Here is a 17677-nt window from a genome sequence, read left to right on the forward strand (position 1 = left end):
TGCACGGCCGTCACGCCCGCGCGGAAACCGACGCCGAGCGCGACGCGCATCAGGCGCCGCCGCCGAGCGCGGCGCGCACGGCCGGGTCGCCGGCGAGCGCCGCGACGCGGCCGATCACGACGATCGCCGGCGAACCGATGCCGGTCGCAGCGACGCGTTCGACCACCGTATCGAGCGTCGCGAGCACGTGCCGCTGCCCGTCGCGCGTCGCATTCTCGATCGCCGCGCACGGCGTGTCGCCGGCCAGCCCGCCGTCGCGCAGCGCGGCCGCGATCGCGTCGAGCCGGCGTATGCCCATGTAGATCACGATCGTCATCCGCGTGGCGGCCAGCGCGCGCCAGTCGGGCTCGTCGGTGCCCGCGCCGTGGCCCGTGACGAAGATCACGCCCTGCGCGTCGCCGCGATGCGTGACCGGAATGCCGAGCGCGGCCGGCGCGGCGATGCCGGCCGTGATGCCGTTGACGACTTCGACCGGGAAACCGGCCGCGCCGAGCGCCAGCAATTCCTCGCCGCCGCGGCCGAACACGAACGGATCGCCGCCCTTGAGCCGCGCGACGCTGCGGCCCGCGCGCAGGTGCGCGAGCATCGCGGCGACGATCGCGTCCTGCGGCGTCGACGCATGGCCACCACGCTTGCCGACATGCTCGATGCGCGCATCGGCACGCGCGTGGCGCAGCACGTCGGGATTCACGAGATCGTCGACGAGCAGCACGTCGGCCGCGCCGATCGCGCGTACGGCCTTCAGCGTCAGCAGATCGGCGTCGCCGGGGCCGGCGCCGACGAGCCACGCGCGGCTCATCGCGGGCGGCACGGCGCGCACCGTGTCGAAACAGTGGAAAGGGAAAAGCGGGCGGCACATCGGCGGCCGACGGACAGGCAAGACATGATCGATCGAGCGAAGCCCGCGCGAGCGCGGGCGGAATGCGCACCCCATCCGTCCCCCGCGGATCGGGCGTTCGGCGAGCGTCGGGCTCACCCCTTGCGTCGGCCGGTATCCGGGCTGGCCGCTTGCCAGGCCGCAGCCTTCCCGCCCGCTGAAGGGCAGTGGCATCGCGGGCGGCCTGCGCGCGGGCGGGGGAACCGCGTCGCGCGGGCGGCGTACCGTTGCGGGGACAGCACAGGCCGGGCGGATGTCCGCCTCCTGTTTCCCGTTTAACTGCAAGCGCGGAATGCGCATGCGAGCACCGAACGCGGCGCATACGATAGCACAGGCGCGCAACGCGCAAGCCGCCCGGCGGACCGGCTGCGCGGGGCGTCGGCGCTGTCCCGAGGTCAGAACTTGTACGCCGCCGTCAGCGTGAACGTGCGTGGTGAACCGGGCATGATCTGCGCGAGGCCCGTCGCATTCGCGTAGTAGTCGCGATCGGTCAGGTTGACGGCCGCCAGCGTCACCTCGAAGTCGCGCGTGCGATATCCGGCCTTGGCGTCCCAGCGGACGTAGGCGGGCAGTTCGAGCAGGTTGTCGCGATCCGCGTAACGCGCGCCTTCGTACACGAGCCCGAGTTCGGCGAAAAATCCGCGCAGCGGCGCATGGCTGACGAACAGGCTGCCGTTCGCCCCGGACACGCCCGCCGAACGCTTGCCCGCGTACTTCGGCTCAGCGTCGACCACCCGCGCGTGTTGCCAGCCGATGCCGCCGCGGACGAACCAGTCGCCCGTCAGCCGGCCGGCGACGCCCAGTTCCAGGCCGCGATTGCGCTCGAGGCCGGTGAGGTCGAAAAACCCCGGCCGAACCGGATCGGCGACGCGGCGGTTGTACAGATCGAGCTGAAACAGCGCGAGCGTCGTGCTCAGCGCGCCGTCGCGCCAGTCGCTTTTCACGCCGATCTCGTACTGGCGGCTGTATTGCGGGCCGAGATCGTTGGCGTTGCCGCGCGCGTCGGGCGTGATGCCGATCAGGTCGCCGCCGACGGGCGAGAAGTTCTTGCTGTACGACGCATACACGCTGTGCGCGCCGACGGGCGACCACACGATGCCGAGCCGCGGGCTCCATGCCGTCGTCGTGCGCCGCGAACGCAGATCGTTCAGCACGTTGGTCGAATCGACGTCGAAACGTTCGCCGCGCAGGCCGCCGAGCAGCTTCCACGCTCGCCCGAGGTCGATGCGATCCTGCGCGAAGATCGCATAGTCGCTGACGCGGTGGCGGTTCATCGCATACGGGCGCGGCGCCGAGCCGGCCAGTGCGAGACGATCCGGTCCGGTAATCGGGACCGGCGCCGCGTCGTCCTGCCAGAGCGTCGGGCTGCGTTTCTGCCAGCCGTATTCGACGCCGAACAGCAGATGATGCACGCCGGGCCCGGTCGCGACCTTGCCGCCCAGTTCGACGCCGGTCTGCACGTTCAGATGCGTCATGTCCTGCAGGTAGCGCGCCCGTTGCACGCGCCGGTAGTCGCGCGGCTTCGTGATGTAGCTTTGCGTGACGTAGGTATTGTCGAAGGTGCTGCGCAAGTCCAGCACACCCAGCGTATGACGCAGTTCCCAACCGCCATCGAACGCATGCGTGAAGACCGATCGCCAGTTCATGTTTTCGTCGCGGATGGTGTCGCGGCCGGCCGCGCCGAAGAAGGTCGCGCGCGGCGCGGACGGCAGCGAGAACGCGACCGGCTTGCCTGCCGCGTCGACCGCGGCGACCGGCGCCGGCATGCCGCGATCGGGCACGCGTCGGTACGCGTCGTATTCGAACTGCAGCAGCCAGCTGCGCCGCGCGTCCCGCCATTTGATCGACGGCGCGACGTACTGGCGCGTGCCGTCGACGTGGTCGCGGAAGCTGCCCGCGTGTTCGCGTCCGGCATTGAGCCGCACGCTCCATGCGCTCGACAGCCTCCGGTTCAGATCGACCGACGCGCCGAGCCGTCCATAACTGCCGGTCGCTGCCGACAGATGTCCGAAGTTCTCCGGCAACGGCTGCTTGGTGATCCGGTTGATGACGCCGCCGCCGCTGCCGCGCCCGTACAGCGCCGCCGCCGGCCCCTTCAGTACTTCGACGCGCTCGATGTTGCCGAGACTGCGCACGTATTGCGCGTCGTCGCGCATACCGTCGAGCAGCAGGTCGCCCGCGGCGGAAAAGCCGCGGATACGGAACGAATCGAAGCGCGTGTCCGACGTATTGGACACACCCGGCACGCCGGCCAGCGCGTCGGCCAGCGTGCGGCCGCCATAGGACAGCGTTTCCTCGACCGCGACGCTGTCGATCGTTTGCGGTACGTCGCGCGGATCGCTCGCGGTGCGGGTTGCCGTGCTCACGCTTTCGGCGCGCGGATCGTTCGGATGACGGCGGCTGCGCACGTCGACCGCGGGCAGTTCGTCGTCGAACTCGGCCGCCGGGGCAGGGACGGACGCAACGCCGGCGATCGAGCACAGCGACAGGGCCAGCGCAGGAAAGCGCCTCCCGGATATCTGTCGTTTCGACATGGAATCTAAGGATGACTGAGTGATTGCCTCACATTGCCGTTGCGTGGTAGTTTCGTTGTTGTCGGGTGAAGTTTATCTCGATCAGTTGAAAACGACAATCATTCGCATTCGCTGCGCGTTGTTCGCCTTGATGCTCGCCTTGACGCTCCCCGCCCCGCCGCCTACACTCGCACGCGTTTTGGTGCTCGCGCGCGCCGCTCCGGCGCACGCAGTTAAACGGGAAACAGGGCGCGCGACTGCACCGCAGTCGAGCCAACCTGTGCTGCCCCCGCAACGGTAAGCGAACGCGTCGCGCGCAGCGCGATGCAGCGCCGCTTCGCCGCATGCCTGCCGCATGCGGACGACCGCCACTGGATGCCGCGCATCCGGGAAGGCGAAGCGGCGTGTTCGCCAGCCCGGATACCGGCCGAAACGTTGGGGTTCAGCGCCGCGGGGAGGCGGCGCATCGTCCACGGCCGCAGCACGCCCGACGCCCGATGGTTTCCCGCTTTCTCCGCCGATTTGCCCGCCGCGCGTGCGCGCCCGGGCCGGCGCGACGAACGGCAGGCGGCGCGGGCAGGGCCGGCGACGGCCGTGTTGGCATCCACCATGTCGACCGTTTGCAAGGAAGCGTCATGTCCGATTCGTCGTTCCGTCCGTTCAGCGGCCGTCCGTCCGGACTGCGCCGTGACCTCCCCGCGATCCGCCAGATGACATGCCGCGCCGCATTCGACGCGACGATCCCGGCCTGATTCCATTTCCGCCACAGGACCTACCATGACCCTACGCAAGCTGCCCGTCACGATCGTCACGGGCTTTCTCGGCAGCGGCAAGACCACGCTGATGCGCCATATCCTGCAGCACGCCGAAGGCCGCCGCATCGCGGTGATCGTCAACGAATTCGGCGAACTCGGCATCGACGGCGAAATCCTGAAGGGCTGCGGCATCGGCTGCGACGATGCCAACGGCGCACAGGGCGAAGCGTCGGGCCAGCTGTACGAACTCGCGAACGGCTGCCTGTGCTGCACCGTGCAGGAAGAGTTCTATCCGGTGATGGAAGCGCTCGTCGAGCGCCGCGCGGATATCGACCACGTACTGATCGAAACGTCGGGCCTCGCGCTGCCGAAGCCGCTCGTGCAGGCGTTCAACTGGCCGACGATCCGCAACAGCTTCACGGTCGACGCGGTCGTGACCGTCGTCGACGGGCCGGCCGCCGCGAGCGGCCAGTTCGCGGAAAACCCGCAGGCCGTCGACGCGCAGCGGCGCGCCGATCCGAACCTCGACCACGAATCGCCGCTGCACGAACTGTTCGCCGATCAGTTGTCGTCGGCCGATCTCGTGATCGTGAACAAGGCCGACCTCGTCGGCGATGCGCAGTTCGCCGAAGTCGAAGCCGCGATCCGCGAAGAAATCCCGCCGCAGGTGAAGATCGTGCGCGCGACGCGCGGCGAGCTCGATCTCGCGATGCTGCTCGGGCTCGAATCGGCGTCGGAGGAAACGATCCATCTGCGTCACGACCATCACGGCTCGGCCGACGACGGCGATCACGACCACCATCACGACGATTTCGATTCGGTCGTCGTGTCGGGCGACGCGGGTTCGCGCGAAGCGACGATCGCCGCGCTGCAGCGCGTGGTCGAGACGCACACGATCTATCGCGCGAAAGGCTTCGCGGCGCTGCCCGATGCGCCGATGCGGCTCGTGATCCAGGGCGTCGGCCGCCGCTTCGACAGCTATTTCGACCGCCGCTGGCAGGACGGCGAAACGCGCGCGAGCCGCTTCGTGCTGATCGGCGAGGAGCTCGACGCAGCCGCGCTGCAACGCGCGTTCGACGCCGCGTGCGCGGCCCAGACGCAACAGGCGTAACGCACGATGCATTTGCTGCGCACCACGCCGGGCGGCTTCGTCGACGATACGCAGGGCGTCGTCCGGATCGACCAGCAGCCGGCCGACATCGTGATCCTGAGCTCGGCCGACACGACGCTGTCGCTGCTCGCGAGCGTCGTGCCGACGATGCCGGCGGGTTTTCCGAGCGTACGGCTCGCGAACGTCACGTTCCTGCGGCAGCCGGCCTCGGTCGACTTCTATGTCGACGACGTGCTGCGCCACGCGAAGACGGTCGTGATCGATCATCTCGGCGGCGAAGCGTACTGGCCGTACGGGATCGAGCAGGCCGTGTCGCTCGCGTCGAAGCAACGGCAATGGCTCGCGATGTTCTCGGGCGACCTGCAGGAAGACCCGAACCTCGTCGCGAAGAGCACGGTCGCGCCCGCGCTGTGCCGGCTGTGGTGGCGCTACCTGCGCGAAGGCGGACTGCACAACGCCGCCGCGCTGCTGCGCAGCATTGCATTCCATACGCTCGGTTTCGGCGACGAACCCGAGCCGCCGCGGCCGCTGCCGGCCGCGGCGCTGTATCACCCGGCGCGCGACCGCGCGAGCGTCGACGACTGGCGGCCGCGCTGGACGCCGGGCGCGCCGGTCGTCGCGATCCTGTTCTATCGCGCGCACTGGCAGGCCGCGAACACGGCCGTGTTCGATGCGCTCGCCGACGCGCTCGTGCGCGAAGGGCTCAATCCGCTGCCGATCGCGGTCACGTCGCTGAAGGACGCGGTGAGCCGTGAAGTCATCACGCAGCTCTGCGACACGCACGGCGTCGCGCTCGTGCTGAACACCACCGCGTTCGCGGCCGGCGCGATCGACAGCCCCGAGCCCGACGTGCTGGCCGGCGACGCGCCGGTGCTGCAGGTGATCCTGTCCGGCGGCAATCGCGACGCGTGGGTGGCGGACAACCAGGGGCTGCATGCACGCGATATCGCGATGCACATCGCGCTGCCCGAAGTCGACGGGCGCATCGTCACGCGCGCGGTGAGCTTCAAGGGGCTCGCGTATCGTTGCCCGCACACCGAAGTCGACGTCGTCCGCTATCAGCCGGATGCCGAACGCATCGCGTTCGTCGCGGCGCTCGCGCGCGGCTGGTGCCGGCTGCGCACGCTCGACAATGCCGACAAACGCATCGCGCTGATTCTCGCGAACTATCCGCAAAGCGAAGGGCGGATCGGCAACGGTGTCGGGCTCGATACGCCGGCATCCGCACTGCGCGTGCTTGCCGCGCTGCGCGACGCGGGCTACACGGTGGCCGACCTGCCACCCGACGGCGACGCGCTGATCGCGCAACTCACCGAAGGCGTGACCAACGATCCGGCCGTGCACGCACGGCGCCCGGCGTTCCAGAGTTACGCGCTGGCCGACTACGTCGCGCGTTTCGCGCAGTTGCCGGCCACCGTGCGCGACGCGCTGAACGAACGCTGGGGGCCGCCCGAAGCGGATCCGACGCTGCGGCAGCGGCGCTTCACGATCGCGGGCTGGCGCGCGGGCAACGTGTTCGTCGGGATCCAGCCGTCGCGCTCGCGCGACGAGAACGACTACGCGAGTTACCACGACGCGGACCTCGTGCCGCCGCACGCGTATCTCGCGTTCTATTTCTGGCTGCGCGATGCATTCGGCGTCGACGCGGTCATCCACCTCGGCAAGCACGGCAACCTCGAATGGCTGCCGGGCAAGAGCGTCGCGCTGTCCGACGCGTGCTGGCCCGACCTGACGCTCGGGCCGCTGCCGCACCTGTATCCGTTCATCGTCAACGATCCGGGCGAGGGCAGCCAGGCGAAGCGCCGCGCGCAGGCCGTGATCGTCGATCACCTGATGCCGCCGCTCACGCGCGCGGAAAACTACGGTCCGCTGCAGGATCTCGAGCGGCAGGTCGACGAGTACTACGAAGCGTTGATGGTCGACGCGCGGCGCGCGAAGCTGCTGCGCAAGACGATCCTCGCGACGATCGCCGAGCATCGGCTGCACGACGAGCTGAGCGTATCGCCGCCGCGCGACACCGGCGACGAGGACGCGCTGCTCACGCGCGTCGATGCGTGGCTGTGCGAACTGAAGGAAGCGCAGATTCGCGACGGGCTGCACGTGTTCGGCGCGTCGCCTGTCGATCGTCAGCGGCGCGACACGCTGCTCGCGCTCGCGCGCTTTCCGGTCGGCGACGGCAAGCGCGAACGGGCCGGGCTGATCGGCGCACTCGCGCGCGATCTCGCGCTCGGCGACGCGTTCGATCCGCTCGCGGCCGACTGGGCCGCACCGTGGAGCGGGCCGCGGCCGGCCGTGCTGCAGGCGCTCGATGCGTCGCCGTGGCGCCATGCGGGCGATACGCGCGAGCGGCTCGAATGGCTCGCGCAACGGTGGCTCGACGGGCTGTGCTCGAGCGCTTGCGACGACGGCGGTCATGCCGGCGCTTCCGGCATCGACACGGCACCGCCCGGCGAATGGCCGCACACGCTCGCGGTGATCGAACGCGTGCGCTCGACGCTGATTCCCGCGCTCGATGCCTGCGGCGGCGAGGAAATGCGCCAGCTGCTGCGCGGGCTCGACGGCCGCTTCGTGCCGCCGGGGCCGAGCGGTTCGCCGTCGCGCGGGCGCCCCGACGTGCTGCCCACGGGCCGCAACTTCTATTCGGTCGACACGCGCGCGGTGCCGACGCAGGCCGCGTGGTCGCTCGGATTGAAATCCGCGCAGCAGCTGATCGAGCGCCATCTGCAGGATCACGGCGACTATCCGCGCGCGATCGGGCTGTCGGTGTGGGGCACCGCGACGATGCGCACCGGCGGCGACGACATTGCGCAGGCGTTCGCGCTGATCGGCGTGCGGCCGAAGTGGGCGCACGGCAGCCATCGCGTGACCGACTTCGAGATCCTGCCGATCGAGATCTTCGACCGGCCGCGCATCGACGTGACGCTGCGCGTGTCGGGCTTCTTCCGCGATGCGTTCCCGAACCTGATGCATCTGTTCGACGCGGCCGTGCAGGCGGTTGCCGCGCTCGACGAGCCCGAGGCACTGAACCCCATCCGCGCGCGCATCGAGCGCGAACGCGACAAGTGGATCGCGCAGGGCGTGGCGCCCGACGAAGCGCGGCGCCGCGCCGGCTGGCGCGTGTTCGGCGCGCGGCCGGGCAGCTACGGCGCGGGCCTGCAGGATCTGATCGACCAGCGCCGCTGGCAGACCGACGCCGATCTCGCCGACGCGTACCGGCAGTGGGGCGGCCACGCGTACGCGCAGAACAGCGCGGGTGATGCGGCGCCCGAGGTGTTCGGCGAGCGGCTCGCGACGATCGACGTCGTCGTGCAGAACCAGGACAGCCGCGAGCACGACATCCTCGATTCGAACGACTACTACCAGTTCCAGGGCGGAATGACGGCGGCGGTGCGGCACCTGTCCGGCCAGCAGCCGAGCATCTATCACGGCGACCATGCGAACCCCGTCGCGCCGAAGATGCGCACGCTGCGCGAGGAAATCGCGCGCGTGATCCGCTCGCGCGTCGTCAACCCGAAATGGCTGGACGGCGTGAAGCGTCACGGCTACAAGGGCGCGGCCGAAATGGCCGCGACCGTCGACTATCTGTACGGCTATGACGCGACCGCGCGCGTGCTGTCGGATCACCAGTACGCGCTCGTCGCCGACGCGTACCTGTTCGACGACGCCACCCGTGCGTTCCTCGAACGGCACAACCCGAACGCGCTGCACGGCATCTGCGAACGCTTCGTCGAAGCGATGCAGCGCGGGCTGTGGCAGCAGCCGGGCGACTATCGCGAGCGGATCGAAGCGGTCTGGCTCGCGAGCGAACAACACCAGGAAGGAGGACGGCGATGACCGATCCGACGACGCATCGCGCCCGCGCGGTGTTCCCGTTCGCGGCGCTGGTCGCGCAAGAGCCGCTGCAGCAGGCGCTGCTGCTCGCGGCGATCGACCCGTCGCTTGGCGGCGTGCTCGTCAGCGGGCCCCGCGGCACCGCGAAATCGACCGCCGCACGCGCGCTCGCCGAATTGCTGCCTGAAGGCGAATTCGTCACGCTGCCGCTGTCGGCGAGCGACGAGCAGGTGACGGGCACGCTCGATCTCGCGCACGCGCTCGCCGAACACGGCGTGCGCTTCCGGCCCGGGCTGCTTGCCCGCGCGCATCGCGGCGTGCTGTATGTCGACGAGGTGAACCTGCTCGCCGACGGGCTCGTCGATACGCTGCTCGACGTCGCGGCGAGCGGCGTGAACGTGGTCGAACGCGATGGCGTGTCGCATGCGCACGATGCACGCTTCGTGCTGGTCGGCACGATGAATCCCGAGGAAGGCGAGCTGCGCCCGCAACTGCTCGACCGCTTCGGGCTGATGGTCGAGCTCGAGAACTGCTTCGATGCCGCGCAGCGGGAACGGATCGTGAAGGCGCGGCTCGCGTTCGATCTCGACGCCGACGCGTTCCGTGCACGTCATGCGACTGCGCAGCACGCACTCGCCGATGGGATTCGCGCGGCGCGGGCACGGCTGGCCACGCTGGATTTCGGCGATGCGGTACATGCGCGCGTCAGTGCGCTGTGCATCGATGCGGCCGTCGACGGGCTGCGCGCCGACCTCGTGATGCTGCGCGCCGCACGGGCCCTCGCCGCGCTCGAGCAGGCCGATGCGGTGACGGTGTCGCATGTGGAGCGCGTGGCGGACGCGGTGCTGCGGCACCGGCGCCATGCCGGTGCGCCGCCATCTTCCGGCGCGTCGCAGGCGAATGGTGAGCGCAACGATCACGACGATCGATCGCCGCCCGACACGCGCCGGCAGCCTGACGAACGGCCGGGCGCGGCGAACCACGACGCCACCGCATCGCGAGGCGACTGGGGCTACCTGCCGCCCGAGCCGGCCGGGCTGCGCGACGTGAAAAGCGTCGTGCCGCTGCCGCTAAAAAAACGCTGAGCCATCGAGCCGACGCCGCCGCGAACGCCGTTCGCGGTCCTCGATGGCACTCAGGCGCGACCGCGCGCGTGCCGGGCACCGCACGGGCAGGCATGGCCGTCGCGTGGCCCGCGACGCTCGCCGCGAAGCGCGGCGGCCCGCTGCAGGCGACGCATCTGCGCTTTCGCAAACAGGCAGGCGCGCCGCGCGCGCTGCATTGCTTCGTGCTCGACTGTTCGGCGTCGATGCTGTCGCACGAACGGCTCGCGCTCGCGAAAGGGTTGATCGTCGCGTATTTCGACCTGGCCGCGCGCGCGCGCATGGAAACCGCGCTGATCTGCTTCGGCGGCAACGGCGCCGCGCGTCGCTTCGGCCCGGCCGTGCCGCGCTGGTGGAATGCGCGCTGGCTCGAACCCGTCGACGGCGGCGGCGGCACGCCGCTCTCGGACGGCATCGCGGCCGCCGCGCAGTTGCTCGCGCGCGACGCGCGGCGCACGCCGGCGCCGGACAAGCAGCGCTGGCTGTGGGTGCTGTCCGACGGACGCACGCGCGAGACGCCGCCGAAACCGGCGGCCGCCGATCACGTCGTGTTCGTCGACTTCGACGCTGCGGCCGTGCGGGTCGGGCAGGGCGAGCGGCTCGCCGACGCATGGGACGCGCAATGGGTGACGGCCGAATCGCTGTGCCGCGGACTGGCCGGTTGAATGACGGCAGCGGCCGATGGTCGGCGCTGCGCTATGATCGGCGTTTCTGCTCACTGGAATGCCTGCCATGCAAGTACTCGTCGATGCCGACGCGTGTCCCGCCGTCATCAAGGACATGCTGTTTCGCGCCGCGCGTCGTGCCGAGATCTGCGTGACGCTGGTCGCGAACCAGTTTCTGCGCACGCCGCCGTCGCCGTTCATCAAGGCGCTGCAGGTGCCGGCCGGTTTCGACGTGGCCGATGCGCGGATCGTCGAACTCGTGGAAGCGGGCGACCTCGTGATCACCGCCGACATCCCGCTGGCCGCCGCCATCCTCGACAAGGGCGCGCACGCGCTCGACCCGCGCGGCAACTGGTTCAGCCGCGAGAACATCGAGGAACGGCTGTCGACGCGCGCGATGATGGACCAGCTGCGCAGCGCGGGAATCGATACCGGCGGCCCGGCGCCGTTCAGCGCACGCGACGGCAAGGCGTTCGCGTCGCAGCTCGACCGCTTTCTCGCGCGCCACGGCAAGCCTTGATGCACGCGTTGCACGCCGCGCGCCGCATGCGACGCGTCGGCGTGACCCCCGACACATGCGCGCGCAGCGTCGAGCGTCGGCAGGCTCGCATCGCCCTACTACGCGTCGATGCGTCATACCAACGGCCTGCGCGGCTGCGGGGCCGCGATACGTCACTGGTTTCGCGCCGGCGCATCGACGGCGGCAGGGTGCGGATTTTCGCCGACGCTGATATCGTGACGCGAACGCCTACACGGAGTGCAAGGATGTCACCGACCCAACTGCTCGTTCCGACATTGACCCAGATGCTGCGCGCGCAATCCGCGTGGCTCGACAAGGCGGCCGCGCATCGGCAGGCCGCTGGCGACGCGCCCGATGCGCTGCTGACGCTGAAGCTCGCGCCCGACATGTATCCGCTCGCCGCGCAGGTGCGCTTCTCGTGTTTCCAGGCGATGGAACCCGTGTACCGGCTGCGCGGCGAGCCGCTGCCGGCCGCGCTGCTGGCGTTGCGGGAAGCCGGCTGGAACGCCGATGCGCAGCCCGGCACGCTGGACGACGCGCAAGGCATCGTCGCGGGCACGATCGCGTTTCTGGGCGAGCTCGCGCCCGATGCGCTCGACGGCGGCGCTGCGCTGCCGATCGCGCTCGAACTGCCGAACGGAATCGCGTTCGACATGACGGGCGAGCAGTACGTGCGCGACTGGGCGCTGCCGCAGTTCTACTTCCACACGATCGCCGCCTACGCGATCCTGCGCCATCACGGCGTCGATCTCGGCAAGGCCGATTACGTGCCGCACATGCTCGCGTACGTGCGGCCGGGCACGATTCCGCAAGGTTGAGCCGGCCTCCCGGGTGGCCGCGAAGCGACATGACACGGGCACTGTTCATTAGTTGCTCCGAGAAACCTCGCCAACTGCAGCCGCAACCGGTTGCGCAGCCCGACAGCCGAAGCGGTGTTCGCCGCGTAGCCCGGCATCGAAACTGACTCCGCAGGCCTCGCGCCCGACGCGGACGTGCGGCTGTCCGTCGAGCAGCTCGACTGGGCCGAAATCGTGTTCGTGATGGAGCGCGCGCACCAGGCGCGACTGTCGGTGCAATTCGGTGCGCATCGGAAGCATCGGAAGATCGTCTGCCTCGACATTCCCGACCGCTATGCGTTCATGCAGCCCGAGCTGGTCGCGCTGCTCGAACGCAAGGCCGGCCCGTTTCTGCGCGCGTGAGCGGGTAACCGGCGCGGGCGCGTTCAACGCAAACGCAGCGGCCCGTCGGCGGGCGTCGAATAACGATCGAGGTGCAGCAACTCGATGATCGTGCGGGTCGGCACGCTCGCGCGGAGCGTCTCGAGCCGTTCGACGTCGAACCACTTGCAGCGGGCGATCTCGTTGCTGGCGCGCGGCGTCAGGTGTCTGGGCACATCGGCCACGAATACGTGATGAAGCTTCGTGAGGCCGCCGAACTGCACCGCATAGTCGAGCGAGAGCCCCTCGAGCCGCGTTTCTTCCGCCAGTTCGCGTTGCGCGGCCTCGAGCGGCGTCTCGCCGCGCCTGATCGTGCCGCCGGGCAGCGACCAGCGCGCCGCGCTGCGGGCGACCAGCAGCACGCTGCTGCGCCGGCGGCAGACGATCGTGGCGCGTTCCTTGATGACGGCGAGGGTATCGGGCCCGGTACGCATGTTCGGCAAAACAGGTGCTGGATCGTGGAGGAAATGCGCGCCGGCCGGTCGTGGCCGGCCCGTAGCCCGTAGCCCGTAGCCCGTAGCCCGTAGCCCGACGCTCGGGCGCGACGGCATGCAGGCAAGCATGCCGCGCCGATCTTACCGGGCGTTCATGACAGTTCCGTGCACCGTGCCGCGCACCGGCTCCCGCGTCACGCGTGCGTGTAGATCCCCGAGCGCACGGACTTGCCGGGCCGCACATGGCGCCGCTCATGGACGGCGCGCCGGTGATGTGACGGCGGTGCCACATGCCGCCGCGGCGGCGCCGGCCGTGCGGTGGGCGACGCAGCGCCAGGCTGTAGCTGTCCTTCCCCGAAATGGAATGTCTGGGTTTGCGCGTGGGCGACGCCCATCGTCGACGCCAGCACGAGAGCCGCGAGCAGCATGCGTTTCATGAATCTTCGCCTTTCTTTAGTTTGAGCAATGCCCGCCAGCTTAGCGAACGGCGGCCCCGCGCGGCAACCGGCCTGCGTTCGGTGTCGCTTTGCGGCGCGCGGCCGCTTGATAGGCCCGTCGGACGGGACATTTCCAGCTTGACAATAAAATTCCTGAGTGTGAATATAAATTCACACACAAGAATTATTATTCCAGCCGGAGAAACCGCGCCGCAGTGCCGGCGCGGCGGAGCCGGCGGTCCGATCAACCGCAAGCAGGAGCGAGACGCATGACGGAACACGAGCAGCAGGGCGCGCTGGCGGGGTTGCGCATCATCGATCTGTCGCGGGTGCTGGGCGGCCCGTACGCGACGCAGATCCTCGCCGACCACGGCGCGGAAGTGATCAAGGTCGAGCCGCCGTCGGGCGACGAGACGCGCACCTGGGGGCCGCCGTTCGACGGCGACACCGCGTCGTACTTCCTCGGCGTGAACCGGAACAAGCTCGGCATCGCGCTCGACCTGACGCAGCCGGAAGACCGCGAACGGCTGCTGAGCCTGCTCGAGCACGCCGACGCGCTGGTCGAGAACTTCAAGATCGGCACGATGGAGCGCTGGGGCCTCGGTTTCGACGCACTGCACGCGCGCTTTCCGCGCCTCGTCTACTGCCGCGTGTCGGGCTTCGGCGCCCACGGCCCGCTCGGCGGGCTGCCCGGCTACGACGCGGCCGTGCAGGCGCTGGCCGGGCTGATGAGCGTGAACGGCGAGGCGGGCGGTGCGCCGCTGCGCGTGGGTGTGCCGATCGTCGATCTCGTCACCGGGCTGAACGCGGCGCTGGGCGTGTTGATGGCGCTGCGCGAACGCGATGCGAGCGGGCGCGGCCAGTTCGTCGAATCGACCTTGTTCGACTGCGCGCTGTCGATTTTGCATCCGCATACGCCGAACTTCTTCCATTCGGGGAAGGCGCCGGTGCGCACCGGCAACGCGCATCCGAACATCACGCCGTACGACAGCTTCCCGACCGCGGGCGTCGACATCTTTCTCGCGGTCGGCAACAACGGACAATTCGCGGCACTCTGCGACGTGCTCGGCACGCGCGACTGGCTCGACGATCCGCGCTTCGCCGACAACCGCGCGCGCAGCGCGAACCGCGCCGCGTTGCGCGCGTTGCTCGAAACGGTGCTGGCCGCACACGACGGCGCCGCGCTCGCCGACCAGCTGATGCGCCGCGGCGTGCCGTGCGCGCCGGTGCTCGGGCTCGATGCGGCGCTCGACCATCCGCACGTCGCGCATCGGCAGATGAAGGTGGCACTCGGCCGGCATCGCGGCATCGCGTCGCCGATCAAGCTCGGCCGCACGCCGGCCACGTACCGGCGGCCGCCGCCCGCGCTGAACGAACATGCAGCGCAGGTCTTCGCCGACGTCGAGCACCGCGACGGCAACGACAACGACAGCGGCAACGACAGCGGCAACGACGACCGCCGGCGCTGACCGGCATCGCGACGGGCGGCCGCGCGACGACGCACGGCCGCACCGCGCGCGCCCCTTCGGACACCCGCCGCGCCGCGCAGCACGCGCGCCGGCGCAAGAGGAGACACATCATGCTCGCATGGATCGGCGCGATCGCGATCGTCGCGCTGTTCGGCCTGATCATCACGAAGCGGCTGGCGCCGCTCGTCGCGCTGATCATCGTGCCGGTGGCCGCATCGCTTGCGGCCGGCTTCGGGCTTCAGACCGGCACGTTCATCGTGCACGGCGTGCAGAACATCGGCCCGATCGCCGGGATGTTCGTTTTTGCGATTCTATTTTTCGGAATCCTCGCCGACGCAGGGATGCTCGATCCGATCATCGCGGGCGTGCTGCGCGTGATCGGCTGCCATCCGCCGCGCATCGTGATGGGCTCGGCACTGCTCGCGCTGCTGATCCATCTGGACGGCTCGGGCGCCGTCACGTTTCTCGTCACGCTGCCCGCGATGATGCCGCTCTATACGCGGCTCGGGATGGACCGGCGCATCCTCGCGTGCGTCGCGTCGATGGCGGCCGGCGTCAATTTCCTGCCGTGGGTCGGGCCGATGCTGCGCGCGTCGGCGGCCTTGCACATTCCCGGCTCGGCGATCTTCATGCCGATGATTCCGGTGCAGATCGTCGGGCTCGCGTTCGTGTTCGGCACCGCGTATGTGCTCGGCGTGCGCGAGGCGAAGCGGCTCGGGCTCGATCGCGCGGGCGCCGCGTCGCTCGCGATTGCGCCGCGCGAGCTGACCGACGCCGAACGCGCATTGCGCCGGCCCGGGCGTTTCAGGATCAACCTTGCACTGACGCTCGTCGTGCTCGGCACGCTGGTGTCGGGCATCGTCGATCCGATGGTGATGTTCATGCTCGGCACGGTGGCCGCGCTCGTGATCAACTATCCGGACGTGCACGCGCAGCGCGAGCGGATCGACGCGCATGCGAAGGCCGCGCTGATGATGGCGAGCGTGCTGCTCGCGGCCGGCGCGTTCACCGGAATCATGTCCGGCACCGGGATGCTCAAGGCGATGGCGGAGGTCGTCGTCGCACACGTGCCCGTCGAGCATGCGCGGCACATGCCGTTCGTGCTCGGTCTGCTGTCGATGCCGCTCAGCCTGCTGTTCGATCCCGATTCGTTCTACTTCGGCGTGCTGCCGGTGCTCGCGGAAAGCGGCAAGCTGCTCGGCGTGCCGCCGATCCAGATGGCGCAGGCCGCGCTGCTCGGCCAGATGACGACCGGTTTTCCGGTCAGCCCGCTTACGCCCGCGACGTTCCTGATCGTCGGTCTGACCGGCGTCGAACTCGCCGAGCACCAGAAATTCACGATTCCGTTCCTGTTCGCCGCCACCGTGCTGATGGTGTTCGCCGCGGTCGCGACGGGCGTGTTTCCGTTGTGAGCGCCGCCGGCCCCGACGTGTCGCGCCGGAGCCCCGAACGGGACGCCCGCCGACGAAGCGTGCGGCGCGGCGAACGGTTTGGCGCGTCCCGGCGTCGTCTCGAGAACGGCGCGGCCGTTCACCTTTTCCTGGAGGACCATCCATGCAGTTCGACCTGACCGACGACCAGCGCGCGATCGAAAGCGCGATCGAGAAAATCTGCGAACGCTTCGGCGACGATTACTGGCTCGAGCGCGATCGCGCGGGCGGGTTTCCGTCCGACTTTCACGCGGCGCTGGCCGAGGCCGGCTGGCTCGGCATCGCGATGGACCCGGCGCACGGCGGCGCCGGGCTCGGGATGACCGAGGCCGCGCTGATGATGCGCACGATCAGCGCATCGGGCGCCGGGCTGTCGGGCGCGTCGGCGGTGCACATGAACATCTTCGGGCTGAACCCGGTGCAGGTGTTCGGCAACGACGCGCAGAAGGCGCGCTTCCTGCCGCCGCTGATCGCCGGGCGCGACAAGGCGTGCTTCGCGGTGACCGAGCCCGACGCGGGCCTCGACACGACGCACCTGACCACGCAAGCGCGCCGCGATGGCGACCACTACGTGCTGAGTGGCCGCAAGATCTGGATCTCGACCGCGCAGGTCGCGAACAAGATGCTGATCATCGCGCGCACGACGCCGCTCGATCAGGTCGCGAAGCCGACCGACGGGCTGAGCCTGTTCTACACCGACCTCGACCGTTCGCGCGTCGAGGTGCGCGAGATCGAGAAAATGGGCCGCAAGGCCGTCGACTCGAACATGCTGTTCATCGACAACCTGCGCGTGCCGCGCGACGACCTGATCGGCAACGAGGGCGACGGCTTCCGCTATCTGCTGCACGGGCTGAATCCCGAGCGGATCCTGATCGCCGCCGAGGCGATCGGCCTCGGTCAGGCCGCGCTGCGGCGCGCGACGCAGTATGCGTGCGAGCGCGTCGTGTTCGGCCGGCCGATCGGGCAGAACCAGTCGATCCAGCATCCGCTCGCGCAGGCGTGGATGCAGCTCGAGGCTGCATGGCTGATGGTAATGAAGGCCGCCACGCGCTACGACGCGGGCCAATCGTGCGGCGCGGAGGCGAACGCCGCGAAATACCTCGGCGCGGAAGCCGCGTTCCACGCGTGCCAGACCGCGATCGCGACGCACGGCGGGATGGGCTATGCGAAGGAATACCATGTCGAGCGCTACCTGCGCGAGTGTATGATTCCGAGGCTCGCGCCCGTAAGTCCGCAGCTGATCCTGTGCTACATCGCGGAGAAGGTGCTCGGGCTGCCGAAGTCGTACTGACCGTACCGACCCGGCGGCTCGCCC

Annotated in this window: 13 protein-coding genes, 1 pseudogene and 2 riboswitches; of the genes and pseudogenes, 10 read left to right on the forward strand and 4 right to left on the reverse strand. The window is 69.7% G+C overall.

Features of this window, described 5'->3' with window-relative positions:
- Positions 1 to 49: 49 nt before the first annotated feature.
- Both cobA and O1Q03_RS36155 read right to left on the reverse strand, forming a co-directional pair.
- A complete protein-coding gene (gene cobA, locus O1Q03_RS36150) occupies positions 50 to 799 on the reverse strand; it encodes a uroporphyrinogen-III C-methyltransferase (protein ID WP_269510196.1) in 750 nt (249 codons plus the stop codon).
- A gap of 170 nt (positions 800 to 969) precedes the next feature.
- Positions 970 to 1205: riboswitch (cobalamin riboswitch) on the reverse strand.
- A gap of 67 nt (positions 1206 to 1272) precedes the next feature.
- Complete coding sequence (locus O1Q03_RS36155; protein WP_269510116.1) at positions 1273 to 3411, reverse strand: TonB-dependent receptor; 2139 nt, start codon at positions 3409 to 3411, stop codon at positions 1273 to 1275.
- 162 nt (positions 3412 to 3573) lie between these two features.
- Positions 3574 to 3836, forward strand: a riboswitch (cobalamin riboswitch).
- 331 nt (positions 3837 to 4167) lie between these two features.
- Between O1Q03_RS36155 and cobW the strand changes: the two genes are divergently transcribed.
- The 7 genes and pseudogenes from cobW (at position 4168) to O1Q03_RS36190 (ending at position 12574) form a co-directional block, all read left to right on the forward strand.
- Positions 4168 to 5256 (forward strand): cobalamin biosynthesis protein CobW, encoded by a 1089-nt coding sequence (cobW, locus tag O1Q03_RS36160; protein WP_269510119.1) that lies wholly within the window; start codon positions 4168 to 4170, stop codon positions 5254 to 5256.
- Positions 5257 to 5262: 6 nt separating this feature from the next.
- Positions 5263 to 9090: a cobaltochelatase subunit CobN gene (gene cobN / locus O1Q03_RS36165; RefSeq protein WP_269510122.1), complete on the forward strand. Its 3828-nt coding sequence runs from the start codon at positions 5263 to 5265 to the stop codon at positions 9088 to 9090.
- Complete coding sequence (locus O1Q03_RS36170) at positions 9087 to 10172, forward strand: ATP-binding protein (RefSeq protein ID WP_269510126.1); 1086 nt, start codon at positions 9087 to 9089, stop codon at positions 10170 to 10172. The genes cobN and O1Q03_RS36170 overlap by 4 nt, the downstream gene beginning before the upstream one ends.
- 68 nt (positions 10173 to 10240) lie before the next feature.
- On the forward strand, positions 10241 to 10855 hold the full coding sequence (locus O1Q03_RS36175; RefSeq protein ID WP_269510129.1) for a vWA domain-containing protein: 615 nt from the start codon (positions 10241 to 10243) through the stop codon (positions 10853 to 10855).
- 67 nt (positions 10856 to 10922) lie between these two features.
- The gene (locus O1Q03_RS36180; RefSeq protein WP_269510132.1) at positions 10923 to 11375 is read left to right on the forward strand and encodes a YaiI/YqxD family protein; all 453 of its coding nucleotides are present in this window, start codon (positions 10923 to 10925) and stop codon (positions 11373 to 11375) included.
- Positions 11376 to 11620: 245 nt separating this feature from the next.
- On the forward strand, positions 11621 to 12193 hold the full coding sequence (locus O1Q03_RS36185) for a DUF1993 domain-containing protein (RefSeq protein WP_269510135.1): 573 nt from the start codon (positions 11621 to 11623) through the stop codon (positions 12191 to 12193).
- Positions 12194 to 12283: 90 nt separating this feature from the next.
- A pseudogene (locus O1Q03_RS36190) lies at positions 12284 to 12574 on the forward strand (low molecular weight protein tyrosine phosphatase family protein).
- Between the two features lie 23 nt (positions 12575 to 12597).
- Here the strand turns inward: O1Q03_RS36190 and O1Q03_RS36195 are convergent.
- Together O1Q03_RS36195 and O1Q03_RS36200 are read right to left on the reverse strand one after the other, a co-directional pair.
- Complete coding sequence (locus O1Q03_RS36195; RefSeq protein ID WP_269510138.1) at positions 12598 to 13026, reverse strand: NUDIX hydrolase; 429 nt, start codon at positions 13024 to 13026, stop codon at positions 12598 to 12600.
- A 194-nt stretch (positions 13027 to 13220) separates the two neighbouring features.
- Positions 13221 to 13463 (reverse strand): hypothetical protein, encoded by a 243-nt coding sequence (locus O1Q03_RS36200; protein ID WP_269510141.1) that lies wholly within the window; start codon positions 13461 to 13463, stop codon positions 13221 to 13223.
- 269 nt (positions 13464 to 13732) lie between these two features.
- On the opposite strand from O1Q03_RS36200, the gene O1Q03_RS36205 reads away from it, so the two are divergent.
- The 3 genes from O1Q03_RS36205 (at position 13733) to O1Q03_RS36215 (ending at position 17653) form a co-directional block, all read left to right on the forward strand.
- Positions 13733 to 14932, forward strand: coding sequence for a CaiB/BaiF CoA transferase family protein (locus O1Q03_RS36205; protein WP_269510144.1), 1200 nt, complete (start codon positions 13733 to 13735; stop codon positions 14930 to 14932).
- 110 nt (positions 14933 to 15042) lie between these two features.
- Entirely contained in the window at positions 15043 to 16344 is a 1302-nt protein-coding gene (locus tag O1Q03_RS36210) for a CitMHS family transporter (protein ID WP_269510147.1), read from the forward strand.
- 142 nt (positions 16345 to 16486) lie between these two features.
- Positions 16487 to 17653 (forward strand): acyl-CoA dehydrogenase family protein, encoded by a 1167-nt coding sequence (locus O1Q03_RS36215; RefSeq protein WP_269510150.1) that lies wholly within the window; start codon positions 16487 to 16489, stop codon positions 17651 to 17653.
- Positions 17654 to 17677 lie beyond the last annotated feature (24 nt).

Source organism: Burkholderia sp. IMCC1007 (assembly GCF_027257875.1).
Taxonomy (GTDB): Bacteria; Pseudomonadota; Gammaproteobacteria; order Burkholderiales; family Burkholderiaceae; genus Burkholderia.